The sequence below is a fragment of the Bacillus sp. Root920 genome (assembly GCF_001429445.1).
Classification (GTDB): domain Bacteria; phylum Bacillota; class Bacilli; order Bacillales; family Bacillaceae; genus Bacillus; species Bacillus safensis.
This window is the reverse complement of the sequence record NZ_LMJV01000008.1, coordinates 246155-263413: the sequence shown is the minus strand read 5'-3', so window position 1 is coordinate 263413 and position 17259 is coordinate 246155. Positions and strand designations below refer to the sequence as shown.

The 17259-nt window shown below is 39.0% G+C and carries 9 protein-coding genes; 1 reads left to right on the top strand and 8 read right to left on the bottom strand.

From position 1 onward, the window contains the following. Positions 1-20: 20 nt before the first annotated feature. Positions 21-6173, bottom strand: coding sequence for a SpaA isopeptide-forming pilin-related protein (locus tag ASE42_RS14915; RefSeq protein WP_235566804.1), 6153 nt, complete (start codon positions 6171-6173; stop codon positions 21-23). Between the two features lie 709 nt (positions 6174-6882). Here ASE42_RS14915 and ASE42_RS14910 point away from each other — a divergent pair. Further along, positions 6883-8391: a helix-turn-helix domain-containing protein gene (locus tag ASE42_RS14910; RefSeq protein WP_056767742.1), complete on the top strand. Its 1509-nt coding sequence runs from the start codon at positions 6883-6885 to the stop codon at positions 8389-8391. A gap of 53 nt (positions 8392-8444) precedes the next feature. On the opposite strand, the gene ASE42_RS14905 is transcribed toward ASE42_RS14910, so the two are convergent. The 7 genes from ASE42_RS14905 to ASE42_RS14875 all read right to left on the bottom strand — a co-directional run bounded on the left by ASE42_RS14905 (position 8445) and on the right by ASE42_RS14875 (position 17131). Next, a complete protein-coding gene (locus tag ASE42_RS14905) occupies positions 8445-8726 on the bottom strand; it encodes a hypothetical protein (protein ID WP_024425245.1) in 282 nt (93 codons plus the stop codon). Between the two features lie 342 nt (positions 8727-9068). Next, positions 9069-10352, bottom strand: a complete 1284-nt coding sequence (locus tag ASE42_RS14900) for a hypothetical protein (protein ID WP_056767739.1) — start codon at positions 10350-10352, stop codon at positions 9069-9071. 26 nt (positions 10353-10378) lie between these two features. Continuing rightward, complete coding sequence (locus ASE42_RS14895) at positions 10379-10945, bottom strand: hypothetical protein (protein WP_056767735.1); 567 nt, start codon at positions 10943-10945, stop codon at positions 10379-10381. Between the two features lie 172 nt (positions 10946-11117). Further along, positions 11118-13040: a threonine--tRNA ligase gene (thrS, locus tag ASE42_RS14890; protein WP_082580772.1), complete on the bottom strand. Its 1923-nt coding sequence runs from the start codon at positions 13038-13040 to the stop codon at positions 11118-11120. A gap of 612 nt (positions 13041-13652) precedes the next feature. Further along, complete coding sequence (locus ASE42_RS14885; protein WP_056767732.1) at positions 13653-14837, bottom strand: DUF1835 domain-containing protein; 1185 nt, start codon at positions 14835-14837, stop codon at positions 13653-13655. A gap of 252 nt (positions 14838-15089) precedes the next feature. Then, entirely contained in the window at positions 15090-16277 is a 1188-nt protein-coding gene (locus tag ASE42_RS14880) for an MFS transporter (RefSeq protein WP_056767729.1), read from the bottom strand. A 26-nt stretch (positions 16278-16303) separates the two neighbouring features. Further along, complete coding sequence (locus tag ASE42_RS14875) at positions 16304-17131, bottom strand: MerR family transcriptional regulator (protein WP_056767726.1); 828 nt, start codon at positions 17129-17131, stop codon at positions 16304-16306. Positions 17132-17259 lie beyond the last annotated feature (128 nt).

Sequence of the window (17259 nt, the reverse complement as noted above, 5' to 3'; positions counted from 1 at the left end):
AATACACTCGTTCCTTCCTTTTACTGAATGGTTCTTCTTCTGACAACAAGAAGAACAGTTCCAGAAGCTACTAGTAAAATCCCTGCATACATCAAATAACGCAGCCATTCTTCACCAGTCTTTGGCAGCTCACCGTTTGAGCCATGAGGCGGATGCTGATCCCCTTTATCTGAGGCTGGAGGATTCGTGTGGTCCTCTTCATTCTTCACTGGTGCATTTTTCACAATCATTGTCTTGATCTCCACTTCGCCCATTTGAATTGTAAAAGCGAGCGGCTTCTTTAAAGCTACATAACCATCCGGTGCTTTCGTCTCTGTGAGTAGATACTCTCCAGGTTTAAGCCCTTTGACAATGGCTTCTCCGTCTTTTCCTGTTGTCACAGATTTTATGGTTTTCCCGGCTTTTGTACGAATGTCAAAGGATGCCCCTTTTAAGGTTCTATCTGTCTGCTGGTCTACCTTTATGATACGCAGACTTCCTAAGATCAAGTGATTCTTCGCTGTTAATTGAAGCGGCTTCTGCTGATTTTTCTCAATTGTGAACAGGATCGGCTTATCATCCAATTGATAGCCATGAGGTGCTTTCGTTTCAACGAATTGATATTGTCCCGGTTTTAAATCATTGATGAGAAGCTTTCCTTTTTGATCCGTTACAAGTGATTTCTTCAACGTTTTCCCTTCTTTACTCAGAAGAGCAAACTCTGCATTTTCCAGCGTATGTCCCTCATCATCCACTTTGGTCAGTTCCACTGCTCCCGGCGTCTGTTTGTTAATCATTTCTACTTTTGCTGGTTTGTCTTGACCTAAACGAATCCTAAATGAGACAGGTGTCTGATCCAGTTCATAGCCGGCAATGCTTGCTGTTTCGACAAATTGATAGGTTCCTGGCTTCAGTTGATCGACTGTTAGTTGACCATTTTTGTCTGTCTTTAAGTCTTTCTTTATACGTTGATCGTGCTCATCAAGCAGATCGAAGGTCACTCCATGGAGTAACTGACCATCTTCTCCTTTTTTCTGAAGCTGCACAGCACTTGTCGTCCGAATATTTTCTTTTGTCACTTTCACCAGTTGTTTTGGATTGAAATCAATCTTAAAGTCTACTGGTTCTGCATCTAGTTTATGTCCAAAAGGAGCCTTCGTTTCAACCAATTGGTAAGCGCCTGGTTTCAAATCGTTGACAGTGATGATGCCTTTCTCGTTGGTTGTTAAACCTGACATCAATTCTTTACCATCGTCATTGAAAAGGGTAAATTCTGCGCCTTTCAATCTTTCTTTTTCTTCCCCTATTTTTGTGAGTTCTACAGAACCTTTCTTAAGCTGATTGATTGCCTCCACTTGAATCAACTCTTTTTGACCTAATTCAACTTCAAAGACAAGTGGTTTCGCACTCAATTCATAGCCTTCAAGACTCTTTCTTTCAACAAATTGATAGGTTCCAGGTTTTAGCCCTGTGAAGGTGATCTTTCCATCCTGATTGGTTGTGATTCCTTCTCCTCCTGCCACTATCTTTCCTTTATCATCAGATAGATCAAAGACAACCCCTTCTAATGATTTCCCATCTTCGCCTTTTTTGTGCAACAGCACTCCGCCTGTAGTGCGACTATTTTCTTTTGTCACACTAACCAGCTTCTCAGGATTAAATGGAATAGCAAAAGTGACAGGTGTTTCGTCGAGCTCATGACCGAATGGAGCCTTCGTTTCAACAAACTGATAGGTTCCAGGTTTCAGATCGTTGACGATGATCTTCCCGTTCTGATCAGTGACGAGACCTGTTTTTATCTCTTTTCCATTTGCATCTACAAGCTTAAATTCTGCTCCTTCAAGCACTTCATTCTTTTCACCGAGCTTCGTGAGCTGGACATCTCCAGTTTTGAGATCATTGATCACTTTGATCTCTGCTGGTGTTTTTTGTGCGACTTCGATGGTAAAAGGATAAGGTTTATTATTCTTTTGGTAACCATCAACACTCTCTGTCTCCACGAGCTGATATTTGCCCGGTTTGAGGTTGTCGACCAAAATCTTCCCATCTTCATCTGTTGTCAAATCTTTACGCACAACTTCGTCATTTTGATCCAAGACTTCAAATCGAACACCTTGAAGCTTCTTGCCATCTTCCCCTTCTTTTAACACTTCTAATGCACTTGTCTCATATAGGTTCTTTTGCGAAATGACGACTGGTTCCTTTGGATCAAGTGGTACTTCAAATTTGATTGGCGTTTCATCTAATACATAACCATCTGGTGCTTTTGTTTCAACGAGCTGATACGTACCCGGCCTTAGTTCGTTTATCGTGATCTTGCCATTTTCTCCTGTGACAAGCGAATCTTTTAACTCATGCCCGTCTTGATCTAAGAGCTTGAACTGTGCACCTTCTAGTCGCTCTCCGCCTTCACCTATTTTGCTCAATTCTGCTGAGCCTTTGATGATGTCATTTACTGCGGTGACAGTCGTTGTTTCTGTTTGATTTTCTTTAATGGTGAACGGCCATTTTTGCTGATTTAATTGATAACCTTTCGGTGCGTTTGTCTCAACAAAATAATAGGAACCTGGCTCAAGATGTTTGAAAAGGATTTCTCCTTTTTCGTCTGTTTTCAAATCGGTTTGGACGGTCTCTCCAGATTCATTTTTCAGTTCAAATTCTGCATTCTCTAATGCTGCACCCGTCTCTTTGTCTTTTTTCGTTAACTTGACATGCTGGCGGATTTCTTGGTTCTGCACCGTCATGCTATTTCCTGTTTTCGCTTGATCTCCAGATTCGTAAGGCTGATCAATCGTTACATGGATCGGATCCTTCGTTTTAATATAACCATCAGGTGCTTTCTCTTCTGTCACGATATAATCACCATACAGAAGACGATCAAATCGAAGAGATCCTTCTTCATCTGTTGTCTTTGTACCAATGACGATGCCGCTCGCAGCATCTGTCAGAGAGAAGCTTGCTCCTTTTAGCGCTTTTCCACTACTCGCATCTACCTTTTTAACGGTTAAAGCACCAATCGATCCTGCGCCATCTCCCATGCCAGCGGTGCGTTTCACCACAATTGAAGCTTCGGATTCCTTTTTGATTTCTTTTACATTTTCACCTCTAAACGTTACTTCGTTTTGAAGTGTACTTCCCACTTTATCTAAAATGAGAGATTGGTATTCTAAAATATATGGTCTTGTGATTTCTTCTTTAAATTTAATTTGAAAAGAATCTGGATCAAATTCAAGGTCTAGCTCATAATCCTTCCCATTTTCCAGCTCTTCTGCTTTTGTCACTTGCCCCTTTTCATCTATTGTCGTCGAATAGAGATGAAATGAGTTTTCTATTATGGCTTGGTTACTGCTTGGATGATCTATAATCGTCGCATCTTGGACTGTTGATTGACCAAAATTGATATTCAGTTTCCAATCAATGACTTTCCCTTGCTGATTTCCTGATTTGCTCGTGTATTTCCCCCCATTTGGAATGGACACCACTGCATTCACATCAGATTCTTTTGTCTGCCCATCATAAAGGGTCGCTTTATTTTCGTAAGTTTTCTGTACTAAATCCATTCCTTCAACACTTGTTTGATACGTGATTTTGTATGGAGAATCAATGGCTTTTTTGAAAATCACTTCGAAGCCTGTTTCTCCCTTTTCATTTTCAAGGAATTTGACGTCATAATGTTCTTTCGCTAATACCTCTTTTTCTTCTGCTCCATTTTCCCCGCCTTGTAAATCAAGCGAATAGACGATGATTGAATCTTTAAGCAAACGCTGGTTTCCTTGAATGAAATCCTCGATTCTCGCCTCTTCTAGATGTTTCAAGTTATAGTTCACACCGATATTCCATGTGATCTCTTTTTTCTTTGCATTATAAGTTCCGTTTTTGAAGCCATTTGACTGCGTGTATGTGTCAGGCGTGAAGACAGACTGATTTTCCTTCGTCAAATCCTTGCCATCTTCATTTACCCATTCGAGCTTTACATGATTACGCAGGTTCTTTTGGTCTTTATCTGCTCTTTTTTCATAATCAAAAGACGTTGTATATGTGACGGTATGTTCTGTCTTTATTTCTTTCGTAAATTGAATATCAAATCCATTTGCATGTTCAACGATTTGATAATCTGTGCCTTCTTCAAGCACTGTATTACCTGTCGTCACTTTTAAACTATCTTTTTGCAGCGTCAATCCTTCGTTTGTAAACGTATCTTTTAATATCACATTGTTCATCGTTTGTTGATCTTTGTTGAAGGTGATACGCCATGGAATGGTCTTGGTCTTGTAATTCGGTGTTCCATGATTTTTCGTTAGGATTTGCTGGTCAATTGTTTGCTTCCCTTGTTTGCTCTCTTTGCCAGCTGTTACCGTATTGATAATCTCTTCAGCTTCAAAAATCCGCTCGGTTGCTTTTGTTTGATAGGTGATGAGATAAGCCGATTGAATATCTTGATTGAATTGCAAGGTAAACCCGTTTTGTTCATCCTTTTTTTGAGGTTGAACCACATAATTTTCAAACGCTTTTGTTCCTGCTTCGTTGCCATTTTGATCAATTGTGACTTCTTTGACTTGAATGGAATCAGATATCAGCGCCTGTGTGCCGTTAAAGAAGTCTTCTAACAAAGCATCCTTTTGAGCCAGCTTTTTTTCGTTATAGTTATAACGAATTTCCCATGTAATTGTTTGTGTGACTGGGTCGTATTGCGCGGCTTTTTTATTTAAAGGACTGCCTCTTGTCACATTCACTGTTCCTTCTGCTGAACTGATCACTTTATCACCAGAAACAAGGGACGCTTTATTACGAAACGCAGATTGATCCTGATTCGTAATATCCGTTTCATACATTAAACGGTAAGCTAGATGCACGTCATCTTTAAATTCAATCGTGAAATCTTGACCATCTGCTGTTTGGCCAATTGTGTAGTGGTTTTCGTCAAGCAGCTGACCAATCGATGTTTCACCATTTAGCTTTGTATCAATACGATAAAGCTTGATTGAATCTTTTTTTAACGCTTGACCTTCTTGAATCGGATCTAACAGTTTCGCTTGTTTCACATCTTCTAAATCCATATTAAAATCTACTGTCCATTGAATGGTTTCAGCATTGTAAGATCGATTTGGTTCTCCCTTTTTAGAGACGTTTGGGCCATTTGGAATGTATTGAATCGGGATTGATATTTTATCCTTTCCTTCAATCGGGGTAATGACCACTTCTTTTTCTTCAGTAATGACAGTTTTTTTATCTAATTGCGTCCACACTTGAAGTGTTCCATGAATATTTGAATATTGTTTAATAAAATCGGTGAACTCGATGGAGGCATTTCCGCTTTCATCTACAGAAAAATAACCAATGGTTGCCTGATTAAATTTCATCTCAAGACGATCGATTTTTTCATAAATCACTAATTCCTCTGGAACCTTGAAATGGAATTCATCCCCGCCATTATAGCTATGACCGTTCGGGATGGCCCACTCATAGTTAATGGAAATCAGCGAGTTAATATCAGGCTTTTCAACTGAATTTCCTTCCTGATCTTCAAAGATTAATTTCGCATCAGTGAGGAGATTTTCTTGTATCTGCATTTGTTTTGAAACACTTTGCAGCCCTGCACGCTTAGACACGCTCACTTTGTTTTTTAGTAATTCATCTTCATCGTTTTGTTTCGTTTGAGCGGCTTCTTGATTGTTAGAAGCTTTATCTTTCTCAGATGAGATTGAGTCATCTTTTGGAAGGCTTTCTTCACCCTCATTTTGCTTTGTTTTCTCTTCTTGCTGAGTTATACTGGTGACATCGATGTCAATTGATCCTTCTAAATTTGGATCGATCTCAACATCTTCTTTAAATTTCACCGTCACTTCATTTTGTTTTGAAACGGTATACTCGCCAACAGGTATGTCACCCACAGTAATGGGTTCCTTCTGCTCCTTCTCTACCTGGATGGCTGAAGGAAGAGTGAGAACATACGGATATTGTTTTTTTAGATCAATTCCTTTTATAGACCAATGCACAGTGGCCTTTCTTACTTGCTGATCTTCCATGCTTGATAACTTATTGCCTTCGCTATCAGCAAATTCAATATCCCCATAAATGTTTTCTTGAATTTCTTTTGCTTGTGCCCCTGCTAAAGGCAAGACTCCTAATATACTAGACTGTATGACTAGCACTGTAATGAGTGCCAGCGACAATATTCTTTTCAATACATCCACCCTTTTCTAAAATTAATTTTCAACAACGATAAAAAAATCATTTGTATACTGTCAGATCAATCACTCCGCTTCTGATCAATATTTTCTAAAAATTGCACCTTAAGACCCTATGAATAAAATGAGTTGATCAATCATGAGCTTGAAAGGTCATCATGAGTAGTGGATTGAGTAACTGGATTGGGGTCTATAGAAATGGGGAATAGTGAGAGGATCGTGAAAAGATTAAATGTGAATTTTTATATTTATACTGGAATGAACAATAAATGATGTGTACATGCATATATAAGCATGTATTCACATATGGTTCGTTCATATGAAACAAGCATGTATCATATCGTATGTAAGGTGCGTCAGTTCAGCATTATATAAATCGCCTTCCTTTCTACTCCCTTTCATATGGTAATCAAAAAGCTGCTGCGTTTTATTCTTACATTTACCGTTTCATCAGCAAAAAAATAAACTTAAATATCTAAAATGATCCATTTTTATAGGATTCATGGCTTACTTATCACCTTTTAAAAGAAATATATGGAGAATCAGGGAATAACATTTGTTTTCGTCTAATTTTTTTCTCTTTTATCATGAAAAGTGAAGACAAAACGATTTAGCCTAAACATTAAAATCATTTTATGCCTATTTAGAAAATCAAATGTTCTTTAAGTGAACTTCATCATATAGAGGCAAGCCAAGGGAAGGAGTTAGTTGTTTAATGGAGCTCATTGATAATAAATCAAAGAGATGGATAAAAATTTTAAAACTGCTTGTATCAAAAGATAAGTGGTGGAGCCTTCAAGAGATATCGAATGAAAATATCGGTTCCGTTCGTGCCATTCAAAGCGATTTAGAACAAATGAAGTCGTTCCAAACAGAGAACGGAGAGCCGTTAATCCACATAAAGCCAAGACAAGGCATATCCATTTGTTATACACAGACGATACGAGTCGACTACTATATCAAAGAAATTCTAAAAGATACGATTGAAATTCGATTGATTGACGGCGTTTTCTTTGAACAAAACAGGTCTTTCTATGAATGGATGGACACGCTGAATATCAGTAGATCCACATTGTATAACACCATTCATAAAATCAATTCGCTTCTTATCTCGTATGACATTGAGTTACGACCAGATAGTATGCAGTTCCATGGAAATGAGAAGGAGATTCGTCAATTTTTTGTGGAATTTTTGTTTGAAGTGTATGGAAGCAGGCTTTGGCCATTCGAAGATATTCAAAAGCAAGATGCAGTTGATTTTTTACAAAAGCTATTTCAGGTGCTCGAAGTCAATCTTCCTGATGTGGCTATAGATAAATTTTGCCTATGGCTCGCCGTTTCCATACACCGAGTGAGGAAAAATTTTACCATACGACGCAATTATAGGTACTCAATGGATCAGGAAAAACAAACATCTACAGCTAAAGGTATCTATAAACAAATCAAAAACTTAGAAGAACACGTTTGCCAAATGACAAAGGACACTTTTGGTGTTACGTTGGATCGTCACGAATTTGTCTTTTTACTATTGATTGAGCCAGCTATTGGCCATTATAAATCAATTGAAACTGTCGAAGAAAAATTGACGTTCTTTCAATCGCATACACCACACCTCTTCGAAGCCATTCATTCCTTTATCAATCAATTGGAGTTGATTTTTCATCAAGAGGTGGCTAATCGCAAGGCGATGACACTGATTCTGCTCCAATATTATGTGTATTCTAGGGAAATTACCGTAAGAGATGGATTCCTTTTCAAAAAGAAATCGAGGTATTTATCAGAGGTAAAAAAACAGCTTCCTTACTTCTATTCGAGGATTACTCATATCATCCAAGAGTTAAAAACAGACGATATACTTGCGTCTTTTGTGAAAAATGAACGAGAATTGATTCGTATCATTACTTCTAACTGGAGGGGGCTTGTTCATTTGGAAATGGATCGGAGAAACGTGTTGAACATTTTTGTCATTTCAACATTAGGTTATAATCATAGTTTGTTTATTGCGGATTTAATTAAATTAAGATTGCCTCCTCTCATTCATATTTTCACAAGTCCAGAAAATACATTAAATGAACTGACAATGGATCAACTTGGGATTGATATGGTTGTGACCGATACTGAACTTCCTAATCAATTAGGACGGTCTACGCTGCTGATCAGCTCTTTTCCAACAAAGAAAGAAGTGGACAACTTGCACTCAAGATTGGTTGATATGACAAACTAATATTCACAAGAAAAGCTGCTGAGGAGCTCTCAAGCAGCTTTTTTGCTTCTGTATTAATGAAGCGCTATTTGTTCATTCATCAAATCAATGGCGTAAAGCGATTGCTCATATTCATCTAATAAAAGGTAGACTTTGAGCGGTGCAGCGGTTTGATCTGTCTGCTGCGTGAATAGAACACAAGTGAATTTTTCGATTCCTTCTGGCAGCTTGCTTTTCAGAAAAGGATGAAGAATAGGAGAGATTCGAAGGGTATCAACATCTTTTAGCCAAAGCTCATCTTGTAACGCAGGATAATGGTCAACCAAAAACTGACGAAACACTTCCAATGTACTCAAGGTAGATATCCTCACTTTCTTCTATTTATGGCTTTAAGCTTACCTAAAAAAAACATGTTCAACTCATCCTATGATCTTAGTCCGTCTAGTTTCGCTTACTACTAGAGACATGATTTCATTTTTTCTTCTAAAAGATTTGTAGATCAACTTTACTGCAATGGTTTTTCATTATGTATGACGTTTACTATATGAAATACGAATTTCAACCGATGGACCTATGATCATATTCTTATCTGTTTCTTTCGTGATGAAACGACAACTTCCTTCTACAAAATTCCATTTTTCTTCAAAAAAGAGGTAGATGGAGCAAAAAAGAACAGCTGCTCACTGTTCTTTTAGAAGTTATGAAAGGTCTGTCAAAGAGAACACTTCACCGCTCACTGCATCAACACCTTCATGACAGTCGAGCTTTCCGCATAAAACATATTGTTTTTGCACATCGTCATAGACGTAGATGGGTGTAAGTTCGAGGCGTTCTCTCAATGTTTCAAAGGCTTCTTTCTGAGATATGGTGATTTCACTAGCTGTTTGAGATGGATTGAGTATCCCGCATACTTGAAACATCTCTTTTTTATCTATGTAATTAATGGCTTCAAAAGTGCTGGCATCAATGAAGACCTTGATCTTATCCATAAAACCACAGCCTTCTTGCTCATTCGTTTTTAATATCGCTTCGATGTAGCCATGATCGCGGTGGAGTGTTTTTAGCACCCACTTCCCTGTATCCTTTGAATATTTTTGCGCCAAAAAGGTTCGAACCGCTTTGATACAATCAGCCTGCTCTTCTTTTGAGATCGGGAATGTATCTGGTGAAGGCTCCAGTGAGAAGGCTTGTTCAGCAGTAATGTCCTCGTTTATATCAATTTCCTTTTTTTCAAAGGCTTTGTTTAACGGTTCATTCCACTCCATGACCTGGTGCATGTGTATACTATTCGTTTCTTCACGCCCAATTTCAAACGGTATCGTTCCTGTTCCATCGTTTTTTACATAGATTTCTTCTAACGCATAAATCGGGCGGATTCGATTCTGCTCAAAGGCAGGCCAATCAAACCGCTGCACTTGCTGCTGGGCTAAATTCTCGATCCTATCAATGGAAAGCACATATTCTTCAGCTCTAAGTCGTTTTTTTGCCATAAATGGCCTATGATGTGTAAAGTGAATGAGATGCCCATGTTCATCCCATTTCACTTCGATTCTGCCTGAAGGCGTCACTTTCACACCATCTATTGCTTCTTCGAAAAAAAGTTCCCCTTTTTCCTTCTCATGCATGTGAAAATGCTCACCACAGATCAACCCTGTTTCTTGTTCGATCCATTGAATGACATGAGCTGGATAAGGGCGTTCAAACGTGACACCATTCTTCGCGAAGGTTTTGTCCATGACAAAAATAACCGTTTCAACCTGTCCTGTATTCAAGTTCACGTCAATCACAGCTGTGCCGTCCGGATTTAAATCATCATCCTCGGGTTCAGCTTCATGAGAGGGAAACCATTCCATATTCAATGTATAAACCGTTTCATTGAACATATTGACGTAGCGATAAAAACTGTGTCTTTTTAGATAGTAAAGATCTAAACCAAATTTCGTCTTTGTCTGATCGATCAATTGTTGAATGTTTGCATTCATTTGTTTCACCTCAAAATGATGATGTTTTATGGAAGAAGAAAAATGACGATAAAGATGAAGATGCTGATTACAGTTAAGAACCCTAAAGCTATTGCCATTATATTTGACTCTTTTGTATAGCCTGTTAATTCGCCTTCAGTCGACCGGTCAATTTTTCTAAAGCGAAAAAGCATGCTTATATTGATAATGGCTAGAGCCATAACAAATAAGAAAATGAGAAAATTAGGTTCTATATGAAAAAATGGATCTTGCATCGTTTGAAAACTAAATGATTGGAAGAACATTAGCCCGCTCAATATCAATTTCCAAATATTCTCCACTCTTTGTTCTTTCTCCCACTCTTTTCCCAATTTCTCTTTTTCATAAATGGCTACCTGCTCAAATATGGGAATGATAGACTTTGTTGATCCTTTTTTAATCAAGCCGTAAATACCTTGAAGGAGCATGAAGATTCCTAAACAAAGAAAGAAATATGTAAATTGAATTTCAACATTTTGAATCAAAATAAAAAAAATCAAGATCACCATGCCGAATAGTAAATTAGAGGTAACTACTTGTTTCGATCTCATCTTTTTCAGTGCTGCTTGTTCCATGCTATACTCCTCTCCGTTTTAAAGGTTTCTGTTGAACGCCTATCTTTATTACGGTTTTAACAAAGAAATGTTTCAATATTTTCCCTTTCTACTGTCAATTCGGCTTTTTTCGCAAATGAAAAGACGCCCATCATTCAATGAACGTCTGATCCTTCTTCATAAAATCATCACATCATATCTGAGCAGCCGATCTGTCTTTGATTTGCTGAGCTGCCATGTGTTTAAAGTCCTCAATAGACAGCTTTTTTGACGTCTTTTCTCCGTGCTGTCTAATATTCAGTGTTTTTTCTTGCCTTTCTTTATCGCCGATGACTGCAATATAAGGGATTTTTTGCATTTGTGCTTCTCTCATTTTATAGCCAAGTTTTTCATCCCGCTCATCGATTGTGGCTCTTATTCCGATACTCCTTAATTGCTGCTGCACCTCTAAGCAGTGATCAAGGTGAACAGTTGAGACAGGGATGATTTGTACTTGTACTGGTGCTAGCCATAATGGGAAAGCGCCTGCAAAATGCTCGATGAGAATACCTAGGAAACGATCTAGAGAACCAAAAATGGCGCTGTGAATCACAACTGGCCGTACCTTTTCATTTTTTTCATTGATATATGTTAAATCAAATTTCTCAGGCATTTGAAAATCCAGCTGAATTGTGGCGCACTGATGGCTCCGCTGCAGGGCATCTTTAATATGAAAATCGATCTTCGGGCCATAAAATGCCCCATCTCCTTCATTTAGCTGGTAGTCGACCTTTAGACGATCAAGCACATTTTTTAGTGCTGTTTCGGATATTTCCCAAATGGCATCATCCCCTAAGGCTTTTTCTGGACGAGTGGATAGCTCGACGGAATACTCAAACCCAAATGTCCGATACACATGATCAACTAATTGGAAAATCCGTTTGATTTCAGCTTCGATTTGATCTTCTCTTAAAAAAATGTGAGCATCATCTTGGCAAAATGTTCTGACCCTGAACAAACCATTTAACGCTCCGCTAAATTCATGACGATGCACCTGACCAAACTCAGCCATTCTAATCGGAAGGTCTCTGTAGGAATATAAGCTGTTTTTAAACATGAGCATATGCCCTGGACAGTTCATCGGTTTTAAAGCGAAGCTTGTATGGTCTACTTCTGAGAAATACATATTTTCATGATAATGATCCCAGTGCCCTGACTTTTCCCAAAGCTCCTGGTTCATCATAAACGGTGTACTCACTTCTTCGTATTGCGCTTTTCCTCGCACTTCTCTTGAAAAGGCCATTAATTCATTTCTGACAATCTGACCTTTTGGTAAATAAAACGGCATGCCTGGCGCTTCTTCTGAAAACATAAAGAGGGATAACTGTTTCCCTAATTTCCGGTGATCACGTTTATTTGCTTCTTCCATGAAATGAAGATAATCAGCTAGATGATTTGGATGCTGAAACGCTACACCATACACTCGCTGCAAGACATCCTGATGACTGTCTCCCCGCCAATAAGCCCCTGCAACACGTGTTAGTTTAAATGCCTTTAAGTACCCTGTAGAAGGTACATGCGGCCCGCGGCATAAATCTACAAATTCTCCTTGCTGATAAACTGTGATGGCTTCTTGAGAGGGTAAATCTTTTAAAATATCCAGCTTATATGGATCATGTGCAAACAGCGCTTCAGCTTCTTTGTAAGAGACTTCTTTTCTTTGGATAGGATGATTCTCATTTATGATGTTTTTCATCTCTTTTTCAATTTCTGCTAAATCCTCTACGCTTAATGATTGATCGAGCTTCATATCATAGTAAAATCCGTTTTCAATGACCGGTCCGATCCCCAATGTGACATTGTCATATAACCTTTTCACAGCCTGGGCTAATACGTGGGCAGATGTATGGCGCATCACTTCAAGCCCTTCTTTTGAATCAAGTGTGACAATAGACAGCCGAGCATCGCTGTATAGCTTTTCACTTAAATCAACCATTTGATCATTGATCTTACCCGCCACTGCTTTTTTTCTTAAGCTCGGACTAATATGGGAGGCAACATCTGCGACAGTCGTACCTGCGGGAAACTCCTTTATCTTTCCATCCGGAAATTGAATCTTCACCATGTTTTCTCTCATAACCGACACACCTTTCCTATTTTTTGAAATAAAAAAACACATCCATCCCGCGTAAAGGGACGAATGTGTAATCCGTGGTTCCACCCAAGTTCCCATAACGCGTATTCGCTTTATGGCTCTGGTGCCGTAACGTGGCATTGACGGTATTGGATACTGCAATTTTCCCCAATACAGCTCAAAGGTGGTAAGACAGCTTTTCTGCGTTAGGAAGATTTCAGCGTGACTTCCCTCTCTGGTAACCGATAAAAGCTGCTCATGTCCTTTTCAAAGCAATAATCCTATATGAGTGTACAAAAAAACACACCCATCCCTCATAGAGGGACGAATGTGTGATCCGTGGTTCCACCCAAATTCCCATAATGCGTATTCGCTTTATGGCTCTGGTGCCGTAACGTGGCGTAGACGATATTGGATACTGTAATTTCCCCAATACAGCTCAAAGGTGGTAAGACAACTTTCCTGCGTTAGGAAGATTTCAGCGTGACTTCCCTCTCTGGTAACCAGTAAAAATTGCTCATGTCCTTTTCTTCGCTTTTAATTTCTCCATATCTTACATGATGATGATGGATTGTGTAAAGCTTTATTTTGTGCAGTGATAAGAAAATTCATTCTTTAAATATAATATTGAGCGTATTCACTTGGGCTGTATTCAATTTGAAACGCAGGAGATAAGGCTCGTTTCACTTCTTCAGTGATACGCTCTCCTTCTTGATTGAACTTCCTTTCCATGTCTACACCATTTGGCAGCAAATCATCGGTCTCTTCGTCAAACCAGCGGCCATACTGTATATTCCAATTCCAAATCTTTGAGAAAAGGGTATCGCTTACTGGTACATCATCTCTTTCTAAATGACATTGACAATGCCCGCAATAAAAAGGTTCACCACCGTAATCTCCTTCAATTTTCACAAAGGGATGATCCACAAACTCTTGACAGCACACCCATTTTTTGAAGTTCTGACCGAACTCTGTCAGTTTAAACGAGTAATAACGCATGGAAGTTCGTTTTCCTTTCATGTCAAAAATCCCTTGATCAATTAATGTCTTCAGTCGATATTCAATAAAATCATCGCCGATATACTGATCTAAATGACCAATGACTTCTCCTATTAAGCGTGGAGTTACGATGTACTCCTCTTCTGGCGCGGACTGATGAAGCCGCTTAGCCATTTTCACTAAATAAGCATCAAATTCATCTTCTGGTACGCTGATCGTTTGTCCTTTTTTCCATATCCGCAGCGTATGATTTTCTTTAGCAAGTGAAAGCCATTCATTTTGTAATCTTTCTCTCTCTTCTTTTGTCACTGGGTGAATATGCTCTTTACTCTCATACAAAATTTTAAATTTTTCAGAAGCGATTTCTCCGGAATGTCGAAGGATCATTCTTCTTGTATTTGTATTGAACAGCTGATCAAATGCTGTCGTTATATTGATTACAGACAATTCAACCCTTTTTTCTTTTAATAAATAGACGGCATATCGCAAACCAATTTGCTCATGTGCATTACTGCCTGTCCAGATGAGAATACGACTGCCAGCTTTTATTTCTTTAATTTGCTGAAGCATTCTGTACTGATCGTTGACCATGTCATCAAAATAGCCAAATTCATTTGACATCACGTTACGCAGCCACTCTATACGGTTCGCTTGTCCTTTATGTTCGTGTAAATGTAGAAGTGGTCCAATCGAATAAATATCATCATAAGCGATGATATCATCTATTTGATCTTGCTTCATTTCACGTATTGCTTGTTTTAAACTACCCGCAGCTGCCGCCCCAAATATGATATGTATCATTATTCGTCTCCCTTTATCTTACAGTTTATATCATCTTCACCTATTCATGGTGCTTGCGTCAATTCTATCGAGTCAATTTCATTCAAAAGTATGACAAGGAGATCAGGTATTTACAGAAGTAATAAAGCAGAAGTGCAGAGATAAGAATTTTTATAAAAAAAAGCCCACGAAATGGGCCAAGGAACTACCCTAAATAAGTAGTTCCCACAATACAAAACTGAATTTGTGTGATTACTAGTGAACCGAATCATGTTACCTTCCTTGCTCCATCACCTTCAAACTCTTCTGCTGAGAGATTCGGTCAAACGCCACCATCAAGATGGTCATGAGTAAAGCGAGAAGAACCGTTCCAGCGCTGATCCAGCTCAGGTGCAGTATAGATGTCCTGCTCAATACAAGACCTCCTAAACCCGAGCCTAAAGCAAATCCGAATTGAATAAACGATGTATTGACACTTAATGCGATATCAGGAGATTTGGGTACAAGTGTGACGAGATACAGCTGCTGAGCTGGCGATGTGCTCCATGTAGCAATCATCCATATCATGATCACCGCCACCATGACCACGAGATTCCCTGACACAAATGCCAGCAGCATCAGCATGATGATTTGCAGAATAATTCCGGAGAAAATCGTGAATATTGGGCCTTTTTTATCTGCTGCAACCCCTCCAAGACTGGAGCCCAAAAAGCTGCATATTCCCGCTAGCAATAAAATGCCGCTGATTTCTGTGATGCTAAGGTTTGCTGATTCTTGCAGGAATGGCGTTAAATAGGTAAATAAAGTGGAATATCCGCCTACATAAAAGAGTGTAACTGCCACTGCAAGCAAAATTCTCTTATCTTTTAATATCGATAATTGCATACCTAGCGTCACCGGTTCTTGTTCTTTCATAGAAGGGATGCGCCTATACACAACTATCAGCGGAATGAGCGTGATCAATCCAATGGCTGCAAATAATGCTTTCCATCCAATCATACTGCTTAGAAATGTCCCGATTGGCACACCTAAAACTAAGGAACTGCTTAATCCCATTAAGATGATGCCAATCGCTGTTCCTCTTTTTTCTCGTTCGACAAGACGAGTAGCCACAGCCATTGCCACCACAATAGCCGTTCCCCCACTAATTCCTTGTAAAACCCTAGTCATCAGCACCATTTCAAACGAATGGCTGACACTTGTGATGATATTACTTAAAGTAAAAATGATCAGCATCCATGATAATATTTTTCTGCGGTCGATATTGATGGTCAGTGCAATGACAATCGGCGCGCCGATTGCTGCTGAGAGCGCTAATGATGTGACCAATAAACCAGCAGCAGATGTCGTGACCTGTAAATCATCTGCGACCATTTGAATAATGCCTGTAATGATATATTCGATCGTTCCAATTAAAAAGGCTGCTAAAGCAAGTAAATAGACAACGGCTTTATTTTTCATCGTGACGTTTCTCCTTTGGGCATTGTTTACGATTTGACTTCATTTTTTATAGGAATTTGAATTTCAATGAGTCTTCCTTCTTCATTTTCAGACAATGGGTAATAAATCTCTCTGCCCGGCTGATCTTCTTTCACGCGGTATCCGTTATGTTCGATCCATGTCGCCAGATCAACACAAGCAGATTGTGCAAATGGAGAATCTGAATGAAATAAGAGCGTCGCCATGGTTTCTTCAGCTGGTAATGTGCGTATTGTGATGCCCTGAGGCAGAGAGCCCCTTATCGCTTTCGCGGAATACCCAACCTCAAATTCGAACTCACTTTCTTGAGCAGGTGATTCCCTCCACAGCAAGATTTGCGGCTCCGAGTTCAAGTCTTGCGGATGTTTATGTAACAAATGATGAAACGTTTGAAAGAATGTTGGGATTTCGTCAACAGTTCCGTTGGATTGAAAAGACATGATGCGTTTGCTTTCAACCGATTTGATGATGACCTCCTGCGCTTTTTCAACACACCCCTCTCGTTTGATGAGGTGCATTCGCTCCTTAATACGGGCTAATTTCTGCTGTTCTCTCTCGATCAATTGCTGAATCTCACTCTCTTTCAAGAGAAACATCCCCTGAATCTGCTCGACAGAAATATCTTCACGAAAAAGCTGACCCATTTGCTTTAACGTAAAACCTAATTCCTTGTACAGAAAAATTCGATTAACCTCAAGCAGCTGCTCAGCTGAATAATACCGGTATCCGGAATCTTGATCGATCTGCTTAGGCTTTAATAAATCAATCTGGTCATAATACCTTAAGGTTTTGACAGGGACTTTACTTAACATAGAAAAATCACCGATTTTGAACATCCTGCATCTCCTCCGATTTGTTAATCTGATCAAAGTATAAACCTTTCAGTAAAGGGGAAAGTCAACAGAAGATTTTAAAATTCAATTTATTGCATATAAAAAGCCCTATTTCAAATAGGGCACGTTGT

What these genes read in the sequence shown, in the direction of transcription:
- ASE42_RS14910 (WP_056767742.1), top strand. Translation starts at nt 6,883, where the DNA reads ATGGAGCTCATTGATAATAAATCAAAGAGATGGATAAAAATTTTAAAA.
- ASE42_RS14900 (WP_056767739.1), bottom strand. Translation starts at nt 10,352, where the DNA reads ATGAATGCAAACATTCAACAATTGATCGATCAGACAAAGACGAAATTT.
- ASE42_RS14895 (WP_056767735.1), bottom strand. Translation starts at nt 10,945, where the DNA reads ATGGAACAAGCAGCACTGAAAAAGATGAGATCGAAACAAGTAGTTACC.
- thrS (WP_082580772.1), bottom strand. Translation starts at nt 13,040, where the DNA reads ATGAGAGAAAACATGGTGAAGATTCAATTTCCGGATGGAAAGATAAAG.
- ASE42_RS14885 (WP_056767732.1), bottom strand. Translation starts at nt 14,837, where the DNA reads ATGATACATATCATATTTGGGGCGGCAGCTGCGGGTAGTTTAAAACAA.
- ASE42_RS14880 (WP_056767729.1), bottom strand. Translation starts at nt 16,277, where the DNA reads ATGAAAAATAAAGCCGTTGTCTATTTACTTGCTTTAGCAGCCTTTTTA.
- ASE42_RS14875 (WP_056767726.1), bottom strand. Translation starts at nt 17,131, where the DNA reads ATGTTCAAAATCGGTGATTTTTCTATGTTAAGTAAAGTCCCTGTCAAA.